Here is a 16,949-nt window from a genome sequence, read left to right as displayed (position 1 = left end):
TCTAAAAAGAGAGATTCCAAAATAAATGGATACTCTATTTTAAACATCCAAGCAGCTTCTGTATGACTTCCTTTGATGTAATACCCTCTGCTTCTGCTGCGAAGTTCAGAAGAATTCTGTGTTGAAGAATTGGCGTGGCTACAAATTCGATATCTTCCATTGAAGGTACGGTCCTTCCATGTAATGCAGCGCGTGTCTTTGCTGCAAGAACGAGATATTGCGATGCCCGTGGTCCAGCACCCCAGTTCACCCAATTTTTCACGAAATCTGGGGCATCTTCGAATTTAGGACGGGAAAGACGTGCGAGTTTTACAGCACTATCGAGAATATGATCGGGAACAGGAACCTTAAAAATGAACTTTTGCAGTTTTATGATCTCTTCACCGCTTACTATTTTTTGAATACTTTGAAATTCTCTGCTTGTGGTGATCTCGGCGATCTGCTTTTCCTCTTCATAGGAAGGATAATCTATATCGATATGAAAGATGAATCTGTCGAGTTGCGCTTCAGGTAGGGGATAGGTTCCTTCCTGCTCGATAGGATTTTGGGTTGCTAATACGAAGAAAGGTGGTTCGAGCGGGAACGTATTGTTGCCGGCAGTAACTTTTCTCTCCTGCATTGCTTCGAGAAGCGCAGACTGTGTTTTGGGAGGAGTTCTATTTATCTCGTCAGCAAGGATGATATTTGCAAAGATCGGACCTTTTATAAACTGAAAAGCGCGCTTGCCGGTTGTCTTATCTTCAGTGAGTATGTCTGTGCCGGTTATATCTGACGGCATAAGGTCAGGGGTGAACTGAATTCGGCTGAATTTCAGATCGAGTACTTGAGAAATAGTGCTGATCAAAAGTGTTTTTGCCAATCCGGGCACACCAACCAGCAGGCAATGTCCATTTGCAAAAAGAGAGATAAGGAAATATTCGATCACCTTATCCTGTCCCACAATGACTTTGTGGATTTCGTTCACTATCTTTGCTCTGGTTTCAGAGAGGTTTTCTATAGTTTTTACGTCGCTTTCCGAGACAATTTTATCCATGTTCAATCCTTCAACTTATACTTTGAGATAGATTGAGAAGTGGTGTGTTGGGATGTCAAGATTGGATGCTAAAGATAAATTACCCGGCTTCTTTTCTATAAGCCGTGGTAGGAGAAAAACACGAAAGACACATGAAATTGACGAAAACAGAACGACCTACCTATATCACTCCTCGCTCTACGAATTACGGCTTAATAATTCCCAGCCAATCTCCAAGCAGGAAGTTGAGACGTCCGATAAGAAGCGAGATACGCGCCATCACCGTATAACCGAACGCAGCACCGAAACTTATCATAAGAAAGTAAATACCGACCCGTGCAGTTGTCCCGAACGCACCTTCATGCTTTTTGCTGAAGAAGAAATACACGATACCTGTTATCGTGCCGATTATCAAAATGAGTTCACCAATAATTTGCGCAGCGTTGCTCGAAGCAAAGGGATTAAGCATGGTTGCAGTCAACTGGTTCAGCACATCGGATTGGAGATAGCGCTTAAAGAAAAGACCCGCAGTTGTTCCGACAACCACAGCAAGTGCATATCTACTCACCCAATCGATAGTGGGTATCAAACGGCAGAGCATGAGAATACCAAGAAATGCAGGAATGAGGAGTATGAAATTATGCGTGAAATCTGTCGTAACCGGTATAAAAAGATTGGGCATGAGAATGTTATAGATTGTATATATAAACCAATAACCGGCAGAGATCCCGATGAAGATCTGCTCCGCTATCTTATAAAACGGATTGTCCTTATATAAAAAGCTGAAGATAGCAAAGGTAAGAAAAGCGCCGATCCAAATACCGATTCTGTCCATAAGTATTGCCATGATGTCCTCCTACTTAGCTTCCAGTTTTGGTTTTTGTTTCCTGGTGGCAAAATAGCCGATATTGCCGATCAGGATGAACAGGATGATGATGAGATGTGCAACGGACTGCGCATCCATTCCTTTGGTTGCAAAGCCGGGCTTGTTTATAAGAAGTTCATATTCTGCTGCACCTTTTAATCCGCCAAGTAATCCAACGAGTTGCTGCTGTTCATTCACATACGGCAGCATTGTGGGTGCCTGTACTGCAGTAGTGCCGCCGGCTACCGGTTTTCCAAAGGTATCATGAACGATCATAACCCATTGCTTCAACCCCGGATCACCAGCCGAAAGGGAGATCATGCAGCCGATCTTATCGAAATTTTTTATTCCCTTCATGATGGGGAATTCGTCGATCGGATTTCCCCCTGCATCAGCAGGGAAGGTGCTCCGAAAATCTTTTGCCATGTGATTGATCGTGACCATGCCGCCGGACTTGTAGCCGAGATTAATAAAATCGATACCATATTTTACATCAGGATATTCAGCGCTAACTGTTTCATACGCCTCGTTGCACATCTGAACTCCCATAGGCCAGAGTGCGGTTGCAATGATCCTGAGCCGAAGTGTGAATGCCTGCTGCATCAGTGAGATTGCCATGGGTTGGATCTCCGGTTTTGTCGAGGGGTCATAATCGAAGGAGATAAGGATTCGTGTACCTGGTTCGAGATTTTGGAGAAGATCGTAAACGCTTTGGACGTTTTCTGTTACTTCGAGATTGAAGCCGAGAGTCCAGATAAGAGGAATGGCTACGCCGAGGAGGATAAGCAGGAAAATAATTCGTCTGTCGATATGGAGAAATTTCTCAAAAATTTTCATTATTTACCCCCTAAATATGAACGCTCGATCCCGAGTATGATCCGCAGAGAGCTGCCGATCACCCCAAGACCTGCGCAAATCATAATGGCTCGCTGACCGGCAGTGTTCGGATATTTCATGATAAATGATGCAATATTCGGCAAGTGCAAAAATCCAAGAGATTCTGGTATCCAGCCCGTCAGGGTGCTGCCTATCGTTGTTCTGCCAAGCATGACAAGGACTGCTGCTATCAAAAGCAAAGTAGATTCCGGGCTTCGTGCACGAAATGCCCTGTAGGATGCAGATGCCATGAAGAATGCAAGCAGCGAGAACATCGTAGCAGAGAGATTTTCGAACATGTATTTGAAGATGTAGTCAAAGGGCTTCATACCGAAGAAATTCAGCATTTTATCGCTGGTCTGAAGAAGTCCCGGCTGCTGTTGCGTTCCCCAGAGGATACCGCAAATGACCATAATAGAAAAACTCACAAGGGCAATAATGAAGTAGGGCCAGTTCGGTGCTTTGCGGTGGATCTTTATGATATTTACTTTGAACAAACTCAGCTGCCCGAGTATGATCGCAAATCCGGATATAATCAAAAACCATCCTTCCAGACTGGTTGAAAGATTACCAAAGGGTCTATGGGGAATAAATTCTGATACGATAATAAGAGCACCAACAAAAAAGGTGATGATCATTGGAATTTGTCGTCTCATGTGTCCTCTTTATATGTTAGTGGGTTGCCAGAAAGTCTTTGAGGAAATGTACACCGCACATTTCGAGTATGACGCCGACAAGAAGGGTTATGATAATGATCGCCTTACCAACATCCTGACCTTTAAGACTACCAAGCTGATTTGGTTCGTTTGAAAGGTATGCTGATGCAGCGAAAAGCTCTTCACCTATTAAGGTATAATCGCAGGCAGCTACGAAGAAGGGTATCTGGGTGGGCATAGCAGTACCAGCGATCTGGATAGCACCGCTCTCAAAACCGGTCTCTGCAAGAATAAGTGATTCAGCGTAAAATGCACCAAGATAGAAAGTTGCAGCAGGTTTTTCGCGAAGGATGATACCGTCCACACCTGCAACATATCCAAACTGGTCATCAGTAAGATAGAATACTGAGTCCGGTCTGAATGCATCGGGTCTGCCGGCACGAAGGTAGGATTCTTTCACGATCTCTTTTGCAGTAGAAAGAACCATCGAGCGGCATACAGGCACGTGGATCGTAGAATCGTATTGTGCAACTTTCTGGGCGAGATGACCGAGAATGTTCAATCCTGCAATTGTCTGCATATCATCGAGGTCCATAATACCTGGAACAAACAAAAGTGGCTTGCCCATTTCCGTGGCTCGACCGACCGCTTCTTCAATCGTATCCAGTCCGCTGATCTTTCTGATATAAAGCCGCTTTCCTTTTCGTGCAGAAAAAATGTAATAGGTGATCGCTGTTCCAAGAAGGACTGCCATGATTAATAGAGAAATTTTGTCCGTGTTGAACCACTCTGCAGATGATAGAGCATTCGTTTCAAAACTTTGCTTCTCTCCATCAGCATCAACAAGGGATAGTCTATAGAAATACTCCTGCCCGTCCTCGATATTTTCATCATCGATGTAGGTTTTGAGTAGAGGAGTTACCACGGCGATCTCGATAAAATTCTCATTATCCGTACTACGGGTAATTACCATTTCATTATAGGTAAGGGGAACATCCCATTCCAGGATAATCGCTCCACCATCATCGTTAGGGTTGTCTTTCGCGGTGAAGGAGATGTCCTGAGCGAAAAGGGACACATTCGTCAGCAAAATACCCAGGAAGACATAAAAAACTAAATTTTTCATAGAATCTCCAGTTTGTTTATGAAGAAAAATTACGTATCTTTAAAATCATCTTCCATTTCTGAGATGTTCACATCGCGGAAGGTGTCTGCAATGTTCACACCGATATAACTAAAACTTATTAATCCAACAACAACAATTAAAATTCCTGTCAATAAATGTGCAAATGTCATGACGGCGCTTACCATTTCTTTATTCAAACCAAGACCCACAGAAAAAATTAAAACCATTATTAATTCATTACTTCCTATCTGTGCAGGTGGTGTAGGAAGAATATAGGAAAGATAGATCAGTGTATAACCAAAAAGGATGATCGGAAATGAAATAAGTTGATCGAATGCGCGGAAAATAAAGAAAAAGTAAACACTGTCTATCAGTACTGCAACGATGGTTAAAACAATTACTGACGGAAGGATATTTGTATGATGTCTGAAAAGCCCGACGCCTTCGACGAAAATTTCAATAATCTCAAAGAATTTAGTTTTAAATTTCTTGGGAATAAAAAAGAAGAATTTTGTTAGAATTTTTACCACAAGTGGTTTGTTTATCGCCGATATTACAAGGATACCAGCACCGATGATGAATACAGCAATAAGCAGGAAGATCAAAATAAGCAAAGGTTTCGAGATATTTACATGCAGAAATGGAATAAGCCCGATGACGAGGAAGATAGATATGGAATCAAAAACTTTATCGATAAAAATTGATGGAAGACTCTTTGATATCGGGATACCTTTTGTTCGTTTAATAAAATAACTCTTAGCGAATTCACCTGCGCGGATGGGTATCAAATAATTGAGAAAGAAGCCAGCCATCCAATTAAAATATACTTCTTTGATTGTAAGTTTGCAAACGGGCTTAAGGATTTGTTTCCAGCGTACTGAGCGGATAAAATAGGAAAGCAGATACAGGATAGAAGCGATCAGAACATAGAGAACATTAAGTTTTTTAAGATACCCAAGAACCTCGTCCATATTGATGAACTGCATCCAAACAATGATGAGAACGATTCCAATGAGAATTCCGATTATGATCTTTTTTCTATCTGACATTTTTCGAACTTATTTGTTTATAGTCTCTTTAGACGCATCTACAAAAAGCATGAATTTATGATGAGCCCAGAAAAATTTTATGAATTTAGGGGCAATCTTTTCAAACCAGTAATATTTCATCATTTGTTCTGAAAATTCAGGATCTCTTCCTGCATAGTAATCCAGAATACAGAGTTTATCACCTTCTGATTTGTCTTTCTTTTTTAGCAGGAAACCCAAGTGTAATGATGCAAGAAATTTTTCTTTATTCATGCCTATATCAGGCCATGGCGGGGCATCAATATAATTTCTTTCAACAAGCTTCCAATTGAGTTTTTTCATGATAGAAATTATATTTTTTGGAATTATATTCTTCTCTTTCAGGTGTTTTTTAAGCTCATGAAGCGATGAGTATTTTTGCTGCAGATATCCAAAACCGGACCTGTTTGGCACACAGATAAAAATCACTTTTTTGGTTACACGGGTTAGTCCTCCAAGAAACTGTTCAAGATCATTTACAAACCATAGAGCAGAAAAATTCCACGTAAGATCGAAGGTTTTGTCCAGAAATCCCAGCTTTTCAAAATTTTCCTGGAATAAAAAATCAGCATGTATTCCAACTCTATTCCAGACACTTCTTACCAGTTCGATCCGTTCTTTGTTGTTATCAATGAGATAGACTTCTTTTCCCTTTTTTGCCAGATACATTGAATTTATCCCGGACGTTCCAGTGAAGCCAAAGGTGGGAACTTCGAGTATTCTATGACATTGGTAATTGTGAATTACCTCATCTAATTTATTATTCAATACAATTCGCTCATAACTTGAACCAAGTCCCTCGTCGGGTTTATCTATAAAATACTCTTTCCATGTTTTGAGGATCGGAATAGCCATCAGTTTTCCTCCTTTATCTGTTTATACCAATCAATCACATAGGAGAATGCCGGGACGGTGTCATGTGGTATGATTTTTAAATCTTTCATTGCTGGAGTAACATCATAGAACCAGCTTTTTGAGATGAGTTCGATCCGTGCAGTCCAGAGCTCATTTTTCATCAGTTTTGAGAAGATGATAAGTCCTAATTTTGAAAGAAAATTGGGTAACTTTTTCCACTTGGGATAGTCCGAATTCTTAAGTTCATGATTAATAAAATGAGTTAATCCTTTGAGAGAAACTGGATGTCTGTCTGCGATATTATATGCACTGCCGGATTTGATTTTTGCAGTTCCCGCTAAAATGAATGCCTGGATAAGGGTTGATACATCAGCCATGTTGATCATGATATCCTTTGATGGGAGGAGCATCATGCCTTTATCGATGAGTTTTATCAATGTAAATGGAAAACCATAGTCGCCGATGCCATATGTTATTGATGGTCGGATTATCACGAGATTCAATCCTTGTGGAACTAATTCTTTGAGTTTTTTCTCTGCTTCAATCTTGGTGTAATGATAATAGTTGTCTTGTTGGCGAACTGTATTTTCGGTGGGAGGTAGCTCTTTTGGAATTGCCCCAAATACTCCTACCGAACTGCAGAAGATCATCTTTACATTATGTTCAAGACATTCTTCAGCAATATTAACTGCAGCATCTACATTTGAGCGATAATATTCTTTTTTGGAAAAATCTCTGCCACCACGTATTGCGGCGATATGATAGACAACATCGAATTTCTTTTTGAAAACAGAATGAATAAAATCTCTATCAGCAATATCTCCTTCGATGCAATTTACATTATTCTTTTTAAAGAAAACAAATCTTTCAATTGCTGTATTCAAACGCATTAGAGTTGTAATTTTGTTCGATTTTTCGATTAATAGTGTCTTACAAAGCTCTCCGCCTATGAAGCCCGTGATACCGGTAATGAGAATGTTCACTTCCAACCAACTTTAATTCAAGTAATCATATTCGAAAGATAGACTTAAGTTTACTTTTAAATGATCCGGGTTTTTTTCTCTCATCAAAATAACCATCAAAATTGTGTATCAGCTCTTCATTATCAAGAATTCGCCTTGGATTCTTATAAAATAGGTTTTCTGCTAATGTATTCGAGAATTCCATGGCGACAAATTCAAATGCATCTTTCATTAGGATGGGACGTTTATTAAGACCATGAACATCTGATGCAACAACATGAACACAACCTTTATGTAACATGGCGAGTGCCAGATCTCTTACCGCATTTCCATACACACCGAGGATACTACCGCTATTCATTTGAACATAAATATCTCTATTTACAATCTGGAGCAAATAATCAAAATTTTCCATGAACGGATTGAATCGCTCAGCGTGTGCTATAATAGGGCGAAAACCCTCTTGCTGGAAATTAAAAAGTATGTCCTCAAAGTTGTCCGGGAATTGCTGTAAAGCTGTTTCGATCAATACATAATTACTTGCCGCGAGAGTTAGTTTTTGATCTTTGACTTTCTGTACAATATCCGGTTCGAGATAGAGTTCAGCCCCTGAATGTATATTGATTTTGAATTCCTTATCTTTGATGAGTTGTTTGACAACTGATATTTTTTGATCGATTATTGTTCGTGAATTATTATATACTCCGGTAATAATGTGAGGTGTGGCGACAAGTTCTGTAACTCCTTGTGCCTGGAGTGCTTCTAAAATTTCTAGAGTATCGTCAAGGTTTTGAGCTCCGTCATCGATTCCCGGGAGTACGTGTGTATGAATATCAATCATGTCAGCTATGAATGGATTGCTTCAGAAAATTCTTTAATAAGATTCGTCTTGTTGTTGTTTTCAATTGCAGTTCCGATTACGATAAAATTTGCACCAGCTTCCACTTTTTCTCGGGCTTCTTCAGGAGTGCTGATCCCTCCACCGATGATCAGCGGGATTGATATGTTCTCTTTTACTCGTTTTATCATCTCGACAGGTACAGATTTTTTTGCACCACTTCCTCCATCGAAGAAGATCAACTTCATGCCAAGATATTGTGCGGCAAGAGCATGTGATACTGCAATATCAAATTTAGTTCGTGGTATTGGCAAGCTGCTGCTCATGAATTGCACAGATGTGAGGGAGCCTGATTCAATAAGAAAATAACCTGTCGGGATCGCCTCGACATCATACTTTTTAATGAGTGGGGCTGTTCGAACCTGTTCTCCGATAAGCAACTGGGAATTTCTGCTACTCATCATACTCAGGAAAAGGATCGCATCCGCATAGGGGGAGACAAAATTAAAAATACCAGGGAACACAAGAACAGGTATCGATACCTGGTTTTTTATCACTTTAACGGTTTCATTGAAATTATCCTTTACCATCAAACTGCCACCAACAAGAATTACATCGACACCATTATCCTGGCATTTGAGAGCTAATTGCGCGGATTCGTCAGGTTGTTGTTTGTCAGGATCGATAAGACATAAAAAGCCAGGTTTTGCAGCATTAACTCGTGAATTTAAAAAACTTAAGATTTTATCTTTCATTGTGCCACCCATAAAATTACTAGAAAAATCAGCATATGGATTTTCATATATCTTTCTGAAAATTTAATCAACTTCTTATTTTGAGTAATATAAAGAATCACAATGTCAAGTAAAAGTAAGAGAACAATACTAATCAATATAATTATTAAAAAAGTAAGTGTATAGTAACGAGGATAAGCCCAGATAATAACCACCAGCAACCCAATCCAGCTTAAAAATGCAACTATTAGAGTTTTTTTGTTTCCCCAGATAAGAGGCAGCGTTTTCGATCCGGTCGAACTGTCGCCTTCTTTGTCTTCAATATCTTTAACGATTTCACGGATGAATGTATAGAAGAATGCACAGAGTGCTACAAATATTGCATTACTAAAATTACCTGTAATGAAACTACCAAAGATGAAGGTTGATGCTGTAATAAAGGCGACAAGTAAATTTCCAAAGAAATGAAGTTGTTTTCCTTTAAGCGCATAGAAATAAAGAAGAAGGGTGTTTAATATTGCTAGTGCTATCATCCATGGATTACGAATAAAAATTGAAATTAGAATTCCCACTGTGAAAAGTAAAAGTGCATAAAATTTTGCCACAATTTTTGATATCAAGCCGGAAGGAAGTACTCGTTCATTACGGTTGATGACATCTATCGAGTAATCGTAGTAGTCATTAATAACGTAACCGCCCCCGGAGATAAGTGCTGCAGCTAAAGCTGCCAGGACTGGATAGAGAAGCGGGAATGCTTGTATTTTATAATATACCCCGAAAAGAACAGCGATAAAAACAAAGAGGAAATTCAGTGGTCTGAGAATTCGTATATATGCCAGGAAACGTTGTGTCACTACGGAATACGATCATTAATACGTTCTACAATTTCCAGGAGAACGCTGTTGTTTGGAATATATTTAATGATGTTTTGTGCGTCATGGATGAGCTTTTGAGCTTGTCGCTTTGACTCTTCAATGCCGAGAAGTGTTGGATATGTGACCTTTTCATTTCTCAGGTCTTCGCCGGATTCTTTTTCAAGCAGATCGTCAGCGCCGACTTCATCGAGAATGTCATCTATGACCTGATATGCCAGACCGATATTAAGCGCAAAATCACTCATTGCATTGATCGTCTGTTCATTAGCACCGGCCAGTATACAGGCACATCGTTCAGCAGCTCGGAGAAGTGCACCTGTTTTTTTAAGATGTATATCTCTGAGAATATGAAGTTTCACTCTTTTTTGTGAAGCGGTAATATCAACGACCTGCCCACCGATCATCCCGCGGGTTGATGTTGCTTCGATCAGTTCTTCAAGACACTGGATCGCTTTTTTGCTATTTCGAAGCTTTAACGCTGTTTCAAAACCTTTTGTCATCAAAGCATCACCGGCAAGGATTGCAATGGCATTACCGAATTTTTTATGACAGCTTGGTTTACCTCGTCGCTCGTCAGCATTATCAATGAATGGAAGATCATCATGAATGAGGGATGCAGTGTGGAGGAGTTCTATTGCGCAAGCAACTGGGAGTACCGGCTGGATCGTCCGTTTGTCCCGTTTGTTCACAAGCATTTCAAACGTAGCCAGCATAAGTATCGGACGAAGACGCTTGCCACCTGCCAGAACAGAATATCTCATTGCTCGATGAATTATCTCCGGTTTTGTATTGTCCGAATCGAGATATTTCGACAGAGCTTTATTGATAAGATCTCTTCTACTCTCAAAATATTTATCTAAAATCAACAATCCTCCTGGGGCTGTTTTCCGTTCCCGATTGATCGGGATAACGTTTGTAAACCTGTAATTGATGTAAATTCTTGTCAATATTTGCAGCTATGAAATGCATTTAACTTCCTCTATAAAAGTGAAATGGGGTCGATGTCTATTTGTATTTTGACATACTTAGGGATACGAATATTTTTGTTAAACCAATCAAGAAATTGTGTGATTCTTAGTTGATTTCCAGCTTTGAGTAAAATGTGATAACGGTATTGTTTTCGTATTTTACTGATTGGTGCAGGTGTTGGATTAAGGATAATTAATGATTTTTTTTGAGGAAATGTTGCGATCTTCTCCTTGACCTTATTCATGATCGACTGGAGTTGCTTTTCGTTGTTGAGTGAAAATAGGATTCGGGCAAGTTTTGTATAAGGAGGATAGTGGAGTTCCTTTCTGAGGAGTAATTCATGTTCATAAAAATCCTGAAAATTTTGCCGCTGTGCAAGTTGGATGCTGTAATGCTTTGGATTGAAGGTCTGAATGATGACCTCCCCTTCTTTTTCGCTCCTGCCTGCACGTCCTGCCACCTGGATAATATGCTGAAAATTTCGCTCAGATGCCCTAAAATCAGGAAGGTTGAGATTCACATCTGCCGAGATTATTCCCACAAGTGTAATATTCGGGAAATCCAGTCCTTTGATTATCATCTGTGTCCCCAGCAAAATATCGATGTAACCATTTCTAACCTGATTAAACACATTTTGAAATGTATCCTTTTTTGATGTTGTGTCTGTATCAAGCCGGGCAATTCGTGCAGTTGGAAAAAGGAACTGAAGATTTTGCTCAATCTTTTCTGTTCCGGGTGAACCAAAATTAAAAATATAGCCTCCGCATTCTGGGCATGTGCGGGGCAAAGCTCTTTCATAACCGCAGTAATGGCATTTTATCTTTTTGTTTCTGGAATGATAGGTCATGCTGATGTTGCAGTCACGGCACTGAATAACATGTCCGCATTTAACGCATTGCACATACGAAGCATATCCTCTACGGTTTTGAAAAAGAAGGATCTGTTCCTTTTTCTTGATTCGATCTTCGACCTTGTCCTTGAGGATTTTTGAGAGGATTTCCGTATGATCCTCTTTCTGACGCATATCGACTATCGTGATTTTCGGAAGTATCTGATCCTTTACCCGGTTCTTCATCGTGAGAAGCGTGTATTTCTCTTTCTCTGAATTATAGAATGACTCGAGATAGGGTGTCGCAGTTCCAAGAAGCACAACCGCATCATTGAGTTTTCCCCTGAGCACAGCCATGTCCCGTGCATTGTATAGCGGTGGACGCTCATGCTGTTTATAAGTATTTTCATGCTCCTCGTCAACGATAATAAGCCCGATTTCTTCCAATGGAGCGAAGAGTGCACTTCTCGGTCCGATTGCAATCTTTTTCTCTCCATTTTTAAGGAGATTCCAATAATGTAGCCGTTCCCTGTCACTCAGCTTGCTATGAAGTACAGCTATGATATCTCCAAAGTGCGAGTAAAAACGTTCAACAGTCTGGGGAGTTAATGATATTTCAGGAATGAGAATGATCGCTGTTTTCCCAAGGGAAAGAACTCGTTTCATAGCTCGAATATACACTTCTGTTTTTCCGCTGGATGTCACGCCATGAAGGAGAAAAGTGCTGAAGGTTTCCTTCTCTATCTGGTTTTCTAGAGCATGAAGGACCTCTGCCTGTTCATCTGTAAGTTCATATATTGGAGGAGCGTGCGATACAATGTTTGAAAAAATATCAGGATGTATTTCTTTTTTATAAATCTCAATCAATTGCTTCTCTTTAAGCTTATTGATGATACTATATGAAAAAAGTTTTGAAATATCTGCCATATAGATCGGATCGGATTGCTCATGGAAAAAATCAAGTAGAGCTTGCTGTTTTTCTGTTAGCGTTTCTTCATTGGACTTGTTTGTGAGTTTGATGCAATTGACGATCTTCTTTTGTATAATCCTCTTGTATTGACGCTCGATCTCGATCAATCCCGAATCCTCCATTTCGAGGAGTGTTTTGAAAAGTGGAGAAATCTTTAGTTTTTTCAACTCATCGATTGAACATTGTCCCCCGCAATGTTCGATATGTGCAAGTACTGTCTGGTAATTCTGATCTTTGGTTTTGTTCTTTTTGAGGAGGATCATCTGGATCGTATTAACATTTATCCCTGCGGGAAGCATCGCTTTGAGAACAAGACCGATCGGGCAATGATAGTAGCTTCCGATCCATTGAGCGAAGGTTAGAAGTTCGTGATTAACAAGAGGTTTTTTGTCGATCACTTCAAGAACTTCTTTGATCTTACCTGTATCGATTGTGGGCTGTTTCAAAAGAGCAACGATTACACCAGTCTGGATCCGGTAATTAAAATCAACAATTACGCGCTTCCCTATCATAGGCTTAAGCTTAGCTGGACAGGAATAGGTGTATGTATCCTGAACATTGATGGGCAGGGCAACTTCGATATAGGTTTTCATAATTTATTTACATAAAATTTTATCATTGCACTTTTAACACATGAAAATCAACCTTGCAACTTTTGGAGAAGACCAGGCAGCGAAACATCTTACGAGTAAAGGATATGCAATCATCGAGCGCAATTACCATTCACCCTATGGAGAGATAGATATTATCTGCAGCAAAAATGATGAACTTGTCCTGGTAGAAGTTAAAGCCCGAAGATCACATACCTTTGGAGAACCATTAGATGCAGTAACGGAAAGCAAAAGGCAGAAAATCATAAAAACTGCTTACCATTACCTTGCAAAAAAAGAAATTGATATGCCAATCCGGTTCGATATCATTACACTTGATTATGATAAAAATGCAAAGGATTATATATTACGCCACATCGAGAATGCATTTCTTGGAGAAGATTACTGATCACTGCAGCTCATTCTCATCAAAATATGGTCCTAAATAATCTTCCCAGTTTGGATCGCTGAACTCCATCTCGTCATTCTCCGAGTACACAAGTTTATAATTGCCCAGTTTTGTAAAATCAACAAAAACGTAGATGCGTTTTCCACCGAGATAATATTTCCAGATAATATAGGGTTTTGCGTCGTATTCGTAGCTTTTATCTATCACTTCTTCCGGTTTTCCCAAACGAATATAAATTCTACCCCTGTCCGTGTTCCATCCTTCGCCGTAATGTGAGAAATTTCTGTTTGTGTAATTAACCCGCTGGATGATCTCTTCTTTATATTCATTCTGCTCAGTTTTAGGATTGGGATCATTCTGTTCCCAGAAACGTCTGAGGAATTCAACACGCCCCTCATCATCGAGACTGTTAAAAAGCTGTTCTTCATAATTAGTAAGAAAATACTTCGCATAACGATACTCTTTGTCGATTTCAGTTTTTGAGATGCTCTCAACATCTTCATGAATAAATATCAATTCTTCACGGGAAGCAATTGGTTTTTCTTTATTCTCTTCGGTGTAGAGTAGAACAGAAAATGTGTATGTTCCCTGTTCCCATTGTGAAATGGGTATCCAATCCCAGAAAGACTTAATGGATGAGATAGAAGTGAACTCCTTTTCTTTATGAAAGTTCTCTATGTGATCTTTATCGAGAACGCTGACGACCCAGTGACCTTCCAAAAGTGATGTAACATCCTCCGGATTTTTGTAAATATCAAAATAATAGGAAAAGCCTTCGTTTTTTGATGGATCGAAGAGGTGGTTGGGATTTACAAGAAACAGAATATCACCACGTTTAAAATCCATGAAGCTGGAAGTGGTATCTGACTGATGAAATGAGCTTATCTCAATATCACTGAGATTCATATGTGAGAAATCGAGGGTGTTCAGGGTTTTCTCCCACTGAATATTCTCTGAGCTGACCCGATCTTCAATTTCAACAGAGAATGTATAGAGTCCCGGTGTGACGGTTACTTTGATCTTATCAATAAAAAACTCCCCATGATAGATCGAGGATTTATCCAGATCTACATTTATTTGTCGAATATAATCTTTATGATACAGTTCCTGTCCAGAAGCGTTATATATATTGAAATCAACAAGAAGCTGAGCAGCGAGAACATTATCTCTTGCAGCAAAATCAAGGTCCGAATCGAAAACCTTGTATGTTATTTCAAAATTCGTATTTTCCCCTGCAGCAGGAAATCTATTGCAGTCGAAAAAAACATTCAATTCTGCAACAAGAAGTCCCGGTAAGCATAGAACAAAAAGTAAAAGTAAAATATTTTTACTGTTCATTAAAGACCACCTTCATGTTTTCTATAAAATGCCCATTATTTTGTAAATATTTGTAAAGGTTTTTATCCGGGAACATTTTGTAACGCTGAGATTCAATCTTAAGTGTGCCAAACAGTTTTGTGCGGACATTAAAGACCACTCTGAAATTTCCCGGGTGCTGAAGTATCTGTTCTTCAACAAAGCGATTGAGATCCTTCTCAGTGTAATTGGTTTCGTCAATTTCAAAAGAGATCACACCTGAGATATCTTTCTTCCAGTCTTCCTCGAGGATGATCTGATCTGCAACAATCGAGAGACGATCCTGGTTGTCTCTGGATTTGTTAGATAGTTTTCCAATAATATAAATGATATCCTTTTCGCTAAGCAAATCTCCGAATTTTGCATATTCATTTGAGAAGAGAACCACTTCGAACTTACCATGCAAGTCTTCACAAGAGATAAAACCCATAGTCCTTTTTTTCTTATCTTTGATGAGTTTGACTTCTTCAACGATGCCAATGATCCTGATATCTTGACCTCTTAATTCATCTTGTTTGTTTGCTTTGACACATTTTTTATATTGTTTTGTGTTCAAGTTTGTCAGAGTCTGTATGTCCTTTTCATATGCGGTAAGAGGATGTCCGGAGATATAAAATCCAAGAAGTTCTTTTTCCAGATCGAGACGCCTGCCGAAATCCCATTCTTTCACAGTCGGTAAGGGGGGATAGATGTCCTGAGACTGCACCTTCATAGAAGCAAAGAGCGAGGATTGCCCTTTCTGGCGTTCTCTGAATTTTTGAGAACCATATTCCAGGGCGATCTCTACAGAAGCATAAAGCCGAGCACGGTTTCCTTCGAGCTCATCAAGTGCTCCCGCACCTATAAGACTTTCAAGCGCAGTTTTATTGAGCTGATTTGCATCAACTTTTTCGCACAATTCAAAGATATTACTGAACGAAGAATTTTTCTTTCTTGATTCGATGATCGCCCGAATAGCATTCTCGCCGAGATTTTTGATCGCTTTCAAACCAAAAATGATCTTCCCGTCTTTTACCGTGAAACTGTAATCGCTGATATTCACATTTGGATGGAGAACTTCGATATTCATCTTGTGGCATACTTCGATAATACGAGCTATCTTTGCGGTATCATTTTCAACGGTCATCAAAGCAGCCATGAATTCAGCAGTGTAATGTACCTTAAGGTATGCTGTTTGGTAAGCAATAATACTGTACGCCACACTATGGGATTTGTTGAAACCATATCGACCAAAGGTCTCGATCCGGTCAAATATCTGTATCGCTTTCTCTCTTGAAATACCGTTTTTCACTGCTCCTTCGATGAAGAGAGGTCGGTATTTATCCATGAGGGGCTTGTCCTTTTTCCCCATTGCCTTACGAAGGATGTCAGCTTCACTTAAAGAGAAACCTGCCAGGATGTTCACGATCTGAATGACTTGCTCCTGGAAAACGATCACACCAAAGGTTGCACGAAGGATATCTTCAAGCATCGGATCGAGATAATCGACTTTTTCTTTATTATTTTTCCGGCGAATATACACCTCATGCATGCCACTGTCGAGTGTTCCGGGGCGATAGAGGGCATTACATATTGCAAGGTCTTCGATAGAGTTTGGTTTGATCCGCTTAAGAATACCTCTCATGCCGGAGCTTTCAAACTGGAACACACCATCAGTTTCGGCTGTATGAAAAAGTTTATATGTTTCGGTATCATGCAGATTGATCTCATCGATTTCAAGGTCTATGCCATGATGCTCTTTGATGAGTTGAAGCGCTCTTTCAATGATTGTAAGGTTTTTCAATCCGAGACAGTCGATCTTGAGCAGACCAAGTTTCTCAAGACATTTTCCATCATACTGTGTGATGACTGTTTTATCTTTAGGATTTATTGCAAGGGGTATATGATTTGTGAGTTTGTCAGGTCCAATAACTACACCTGCAGCATGTACGCCCGGGTGACGCGGAAGACCTTCAAGTGT

16 protein-coding genes are annotated in these 16,949 nt (G+C 39.7%); 1 reads left to right on the top strand and 15 read right to left on the bottom strand.

All coding sequences use genetic code 11. The annotated features are described in order from the left end of the window. Positions 1-34 precede the first annotated feature (34 nt). The 13 genes from JW794_07140 to priA all read right to left on the bottom strand — a co-directional run bounded on the left by JW794_07140 (position 35) and on the right by priA (position 13,227). A complete protein-coding gene (locus JW794_07140; GenBank protein ID MBN2017882.1) occupies positions 35-1,033 on the bottom strand; it encodes a MoxR family ATPase in 999 nt (332 codons plus the stop codon). A gap of 184 nt (positions 1,034-1,217) precedes the next feature. Beyond that, positions 1,218-1,859 carry a hypothetical protein gene (locus JW794_07135; protein ID MBN2017881.1) on the bottom strand — a complete coding sequence of 214 codons (642 nt, stop codon included), beginning with the start codon at positions 1,857-1,859 and terminating at the stop codon, positions 1,218-1,220. A 9-nt stretch (positions 1,860-1,868) separates the two neighbouring features. Beyond that, positions 1,869-2,714 (bottom strand): hypothetical protein, encoded by an 846-nt coding sequence (locus tag JW794_07130; GenBank protein MBN2017880.1) that lies wholly within the window; start codon positions 2,712-2,714, stop codon positions 1,869-1,871. Further along, entirely contained in the window at positions 2,714-3,409 is a 696-nt protein-coding gene (locus JW794_07125) for a hypothetical protein (protein MBN2017879.1), read from the bottom strand. Before JW794_07125 ends, JW794_07130 begins: the two co-directional genes overlap by 1 nt. Before the next feature lie 16 nt (positions 3,410-3,425). Further along, a complete protein-coding gene (locus tag JW794_07120; protein MBN2017878.1) occupies positions 3,426-4,535 on the bottom strand; it encodes a hypothetical protein in 1,110 nt (369 codons plus the stop codon). Positions 4,536-4,564: 29 nt separating this feature from the next. After that, the gene (locus tag JW794_07115) at positions 4,565-5,584 is read right to left on the bottom strand and encodes a flippase-like domain-containing protein (protein ID MBN2017877.1); all 1,020 of its coding nucleotides are present in this window, start codon (positions 5,582-5,584) and stop codon (positions 4,565-4,567) included. A gap of 9 nt (positions 5,585-5,593) precedes the next feature. After that, positions 5,594-6,457 (bottom strand): class I SAM-dependent methyltransferase, encoded by an 864-nt coding sequence (locus JW794_07110; GenBank protein MBN2017876.1) that lies wholly within the window; start codon positions 6,455-6,457, stop codon positions 5,594-5,596. Continuing rightward, on the bottom strand, positions 6,457-7,440 hold the full coding sequence (locus JW794_07105) for an NAD(P)-dependent oxidoreductase (protein MBN2017875.1): 984 nt from the start codon (positions 7,438-7,440) through the stop codon (positions 6,457-6,459). Before JW794_07105 ends, JW794_07110 begins: the two co-directional genes overlap by 1 nt. Positions 7,441-7,465: 25 nt before the next feature. Further along, complete coding sequence (locus JW794_07100) at positions 7,466-8,260, bottom strand: hypothetical protein (GenBank protein MBN2017874.1); 795 nt, start codon at positions 8,258-8,260, stop codon at positions 7,466-7,468. 5 nt (positions 8,261-8,265) lie between these two features. After that, positions 8,266-9,012: a geranylgeranylglyceryl/heptaprenylglyceryl phosphate synthase gene (locus JW794_07095; GenBank protein ID MBN2017873.1), complete on the bottom strand. Its 747-nt coding sequence runs from the start codon at positions 9,010-9,012 to the stop codon at positions 8,266-8,268. After that, positions 9,009-9,845: a geranylgeranylglycerol-phosphate geranylgeranyltransferase gene (locus JW794_07090; protein ID MBN2017872.1), complete on the bottom strand. Its 837-nt coding sequence runs from the start codon at positions 9,843-9,845 to the stop codon at positions 9,009-9,011. Before JW794_07090 ends, JW794_07095 begins: the two co-directional genes overlap by 4 nt. After that, on the bottom strand, positions 9,845-10,732 hold the full coding sequence (locus JW794_07085) for a polyprenyl synthetase family protein (protein MBN2017871.1): 888 nt from the start codon (positions 10,730-10,732) through the stop codon (positions 9,845-9,847). The genes JW794_07090 and JW794_07085 overlap by 1 nt, the downstream gene beginning before the upstream one ends. Positions 10,733-10,845: 113 nt before the next feature. Then, positions 10,846-13,227 (bottom strand): primosomal protein N', encoded by a 2,382-nt coding sequence (gene priA / locus JW794_07080; protein ID MBN2017870.1) that lies wholly within the window; start codon positions 13,225-13,227, stop codon positions 10,846-10,848. Positions 13,228-13,267: 40 nt separating this feature from the next. Here priA and JW794_07075 point away from each other — a divergent pair, with 40 nt between their 5' ends. Beyond that, positions 13,268-13,633, top strand: a complete 366-nt coding sequence (locus JW794_07075) for a YraN family protein (protein ID MBN2017869.1) — start codon at positions 13,268-13,270, stop codon at positions 13,631-13,633. On the opposite strand, the gene JW794_07070 is transcribed toward JW794_07075, so the two are convergent. Next, positions 13,634-14,971: a GWxTD domain-containing protein gene (locus JW794_07070; GenBank protein MBN2017868.1), complete on the bottom strand. Its 1,338-nt coding sequence runs from the start codon at positions 14,969-14,971 to the stop codon at positions 13,634-13,636. Continuing rightward, positions 14,961-16,949 (bottom strand): DNA polymerase III subunit alpha (dnaE, locus tag JW794_07065; protein MBN2017867.1); only part of this gene is annotated, 1,989 nt, incomplete at its 5' end. The genes dnaE and JW794_07070, both read right to left, overlap by 11 nt.

The organism is Candidatus Cloacimonadota bacterium, assembly GCA_016932035.1.
Lineage (GTDB): Bacteria > Cloacimonadota > Cloacimonadia > JGIOTU-2 > JGIOTU-2 > Celaenobacter.
Note: the sequence above shows the minus strand (reverse complement) of the source record. Positions and strands in the feature narration are given on the sequence as shown.

Coding starts and splice junctions, on each gene's coding strand:
- JW794_07140 (MBN2017882.1), bottom strand. CDS start 1,033: ATGGATAAAATTGTCTCGGAAAGCGACGTAAAAACTATAGAAAACCTC.
- JW794_07135 (MBN2017881.1), bottom strand. CDS start 1,859: ATGGCAATACTTATGGACAGAATCGGTATTTGGATCGGCGCTTTTCTT.
- JW794_07130 (MBN2017880.1), bottom strand. CDS start 2,714: ATGAAAATTTTTGAGAAATTTCTCCATATCGACAGACGAATTATTTTC.
- JW794_07125 (MBN2017879.1), bottom strand. CDS start 3,409: ATGAGACGACAAATTCCAATGATCATCACCTTTTTTGTTGGTGCTCTT.
- JW794_07120 (MBN2017878.1), bottom strand. CDS start 4,535: ATGAAAAATTTAGTTTTTTATGTCTTCCTGGGTATTTTGCTGACGAAT.
- JW794_07115 (MBN2017877.1), bottom strand. CDS start 5,584: ATGTCAGATAGAAAAAAGATCATAATCGGAATTCTCATTGGAATCGTT.
- JW794_07110 (MBN2017876.1), bottom strand. CDS start 6,457: ATGGCTATTCCGATCCTCAAAACATGGAAAGAGTATTTTATAGATAAA.
- JW794_07100 (MBN2017874.1), bottom strand. CDS start 8,260: ATGATTGATATTCATACACACGTACTCCCGGGAATCGATGACGGAGCT.
- JW794_07095 (MBN2017873.1), bottom strand. CDS start 9,012: ATGAAAGATAAAATCTTAAGTTTTTTAAATTCACGAGTTAATGCTGCA.
- priA (MBN2017870.1), bottom strand. CDS start 13,227: ATGAAAACCTATATCGAAGTTGCCCTGCCCATCAATGTTCAGGATACA.
- JW794_07075 (MBN2017869.1), top strand. CDS start 13,268: ATGAAAATCAACCTTGCAACTTTTGGAGAAGACCAGGCAGCGAAACAT.
- JW794_07070 (MBN2017868.1), bottom strand. CDS start 14,971: ATGAACAGTAAAAATATTTTACTTTTACTTTTTGTTCTATGCTTACCG.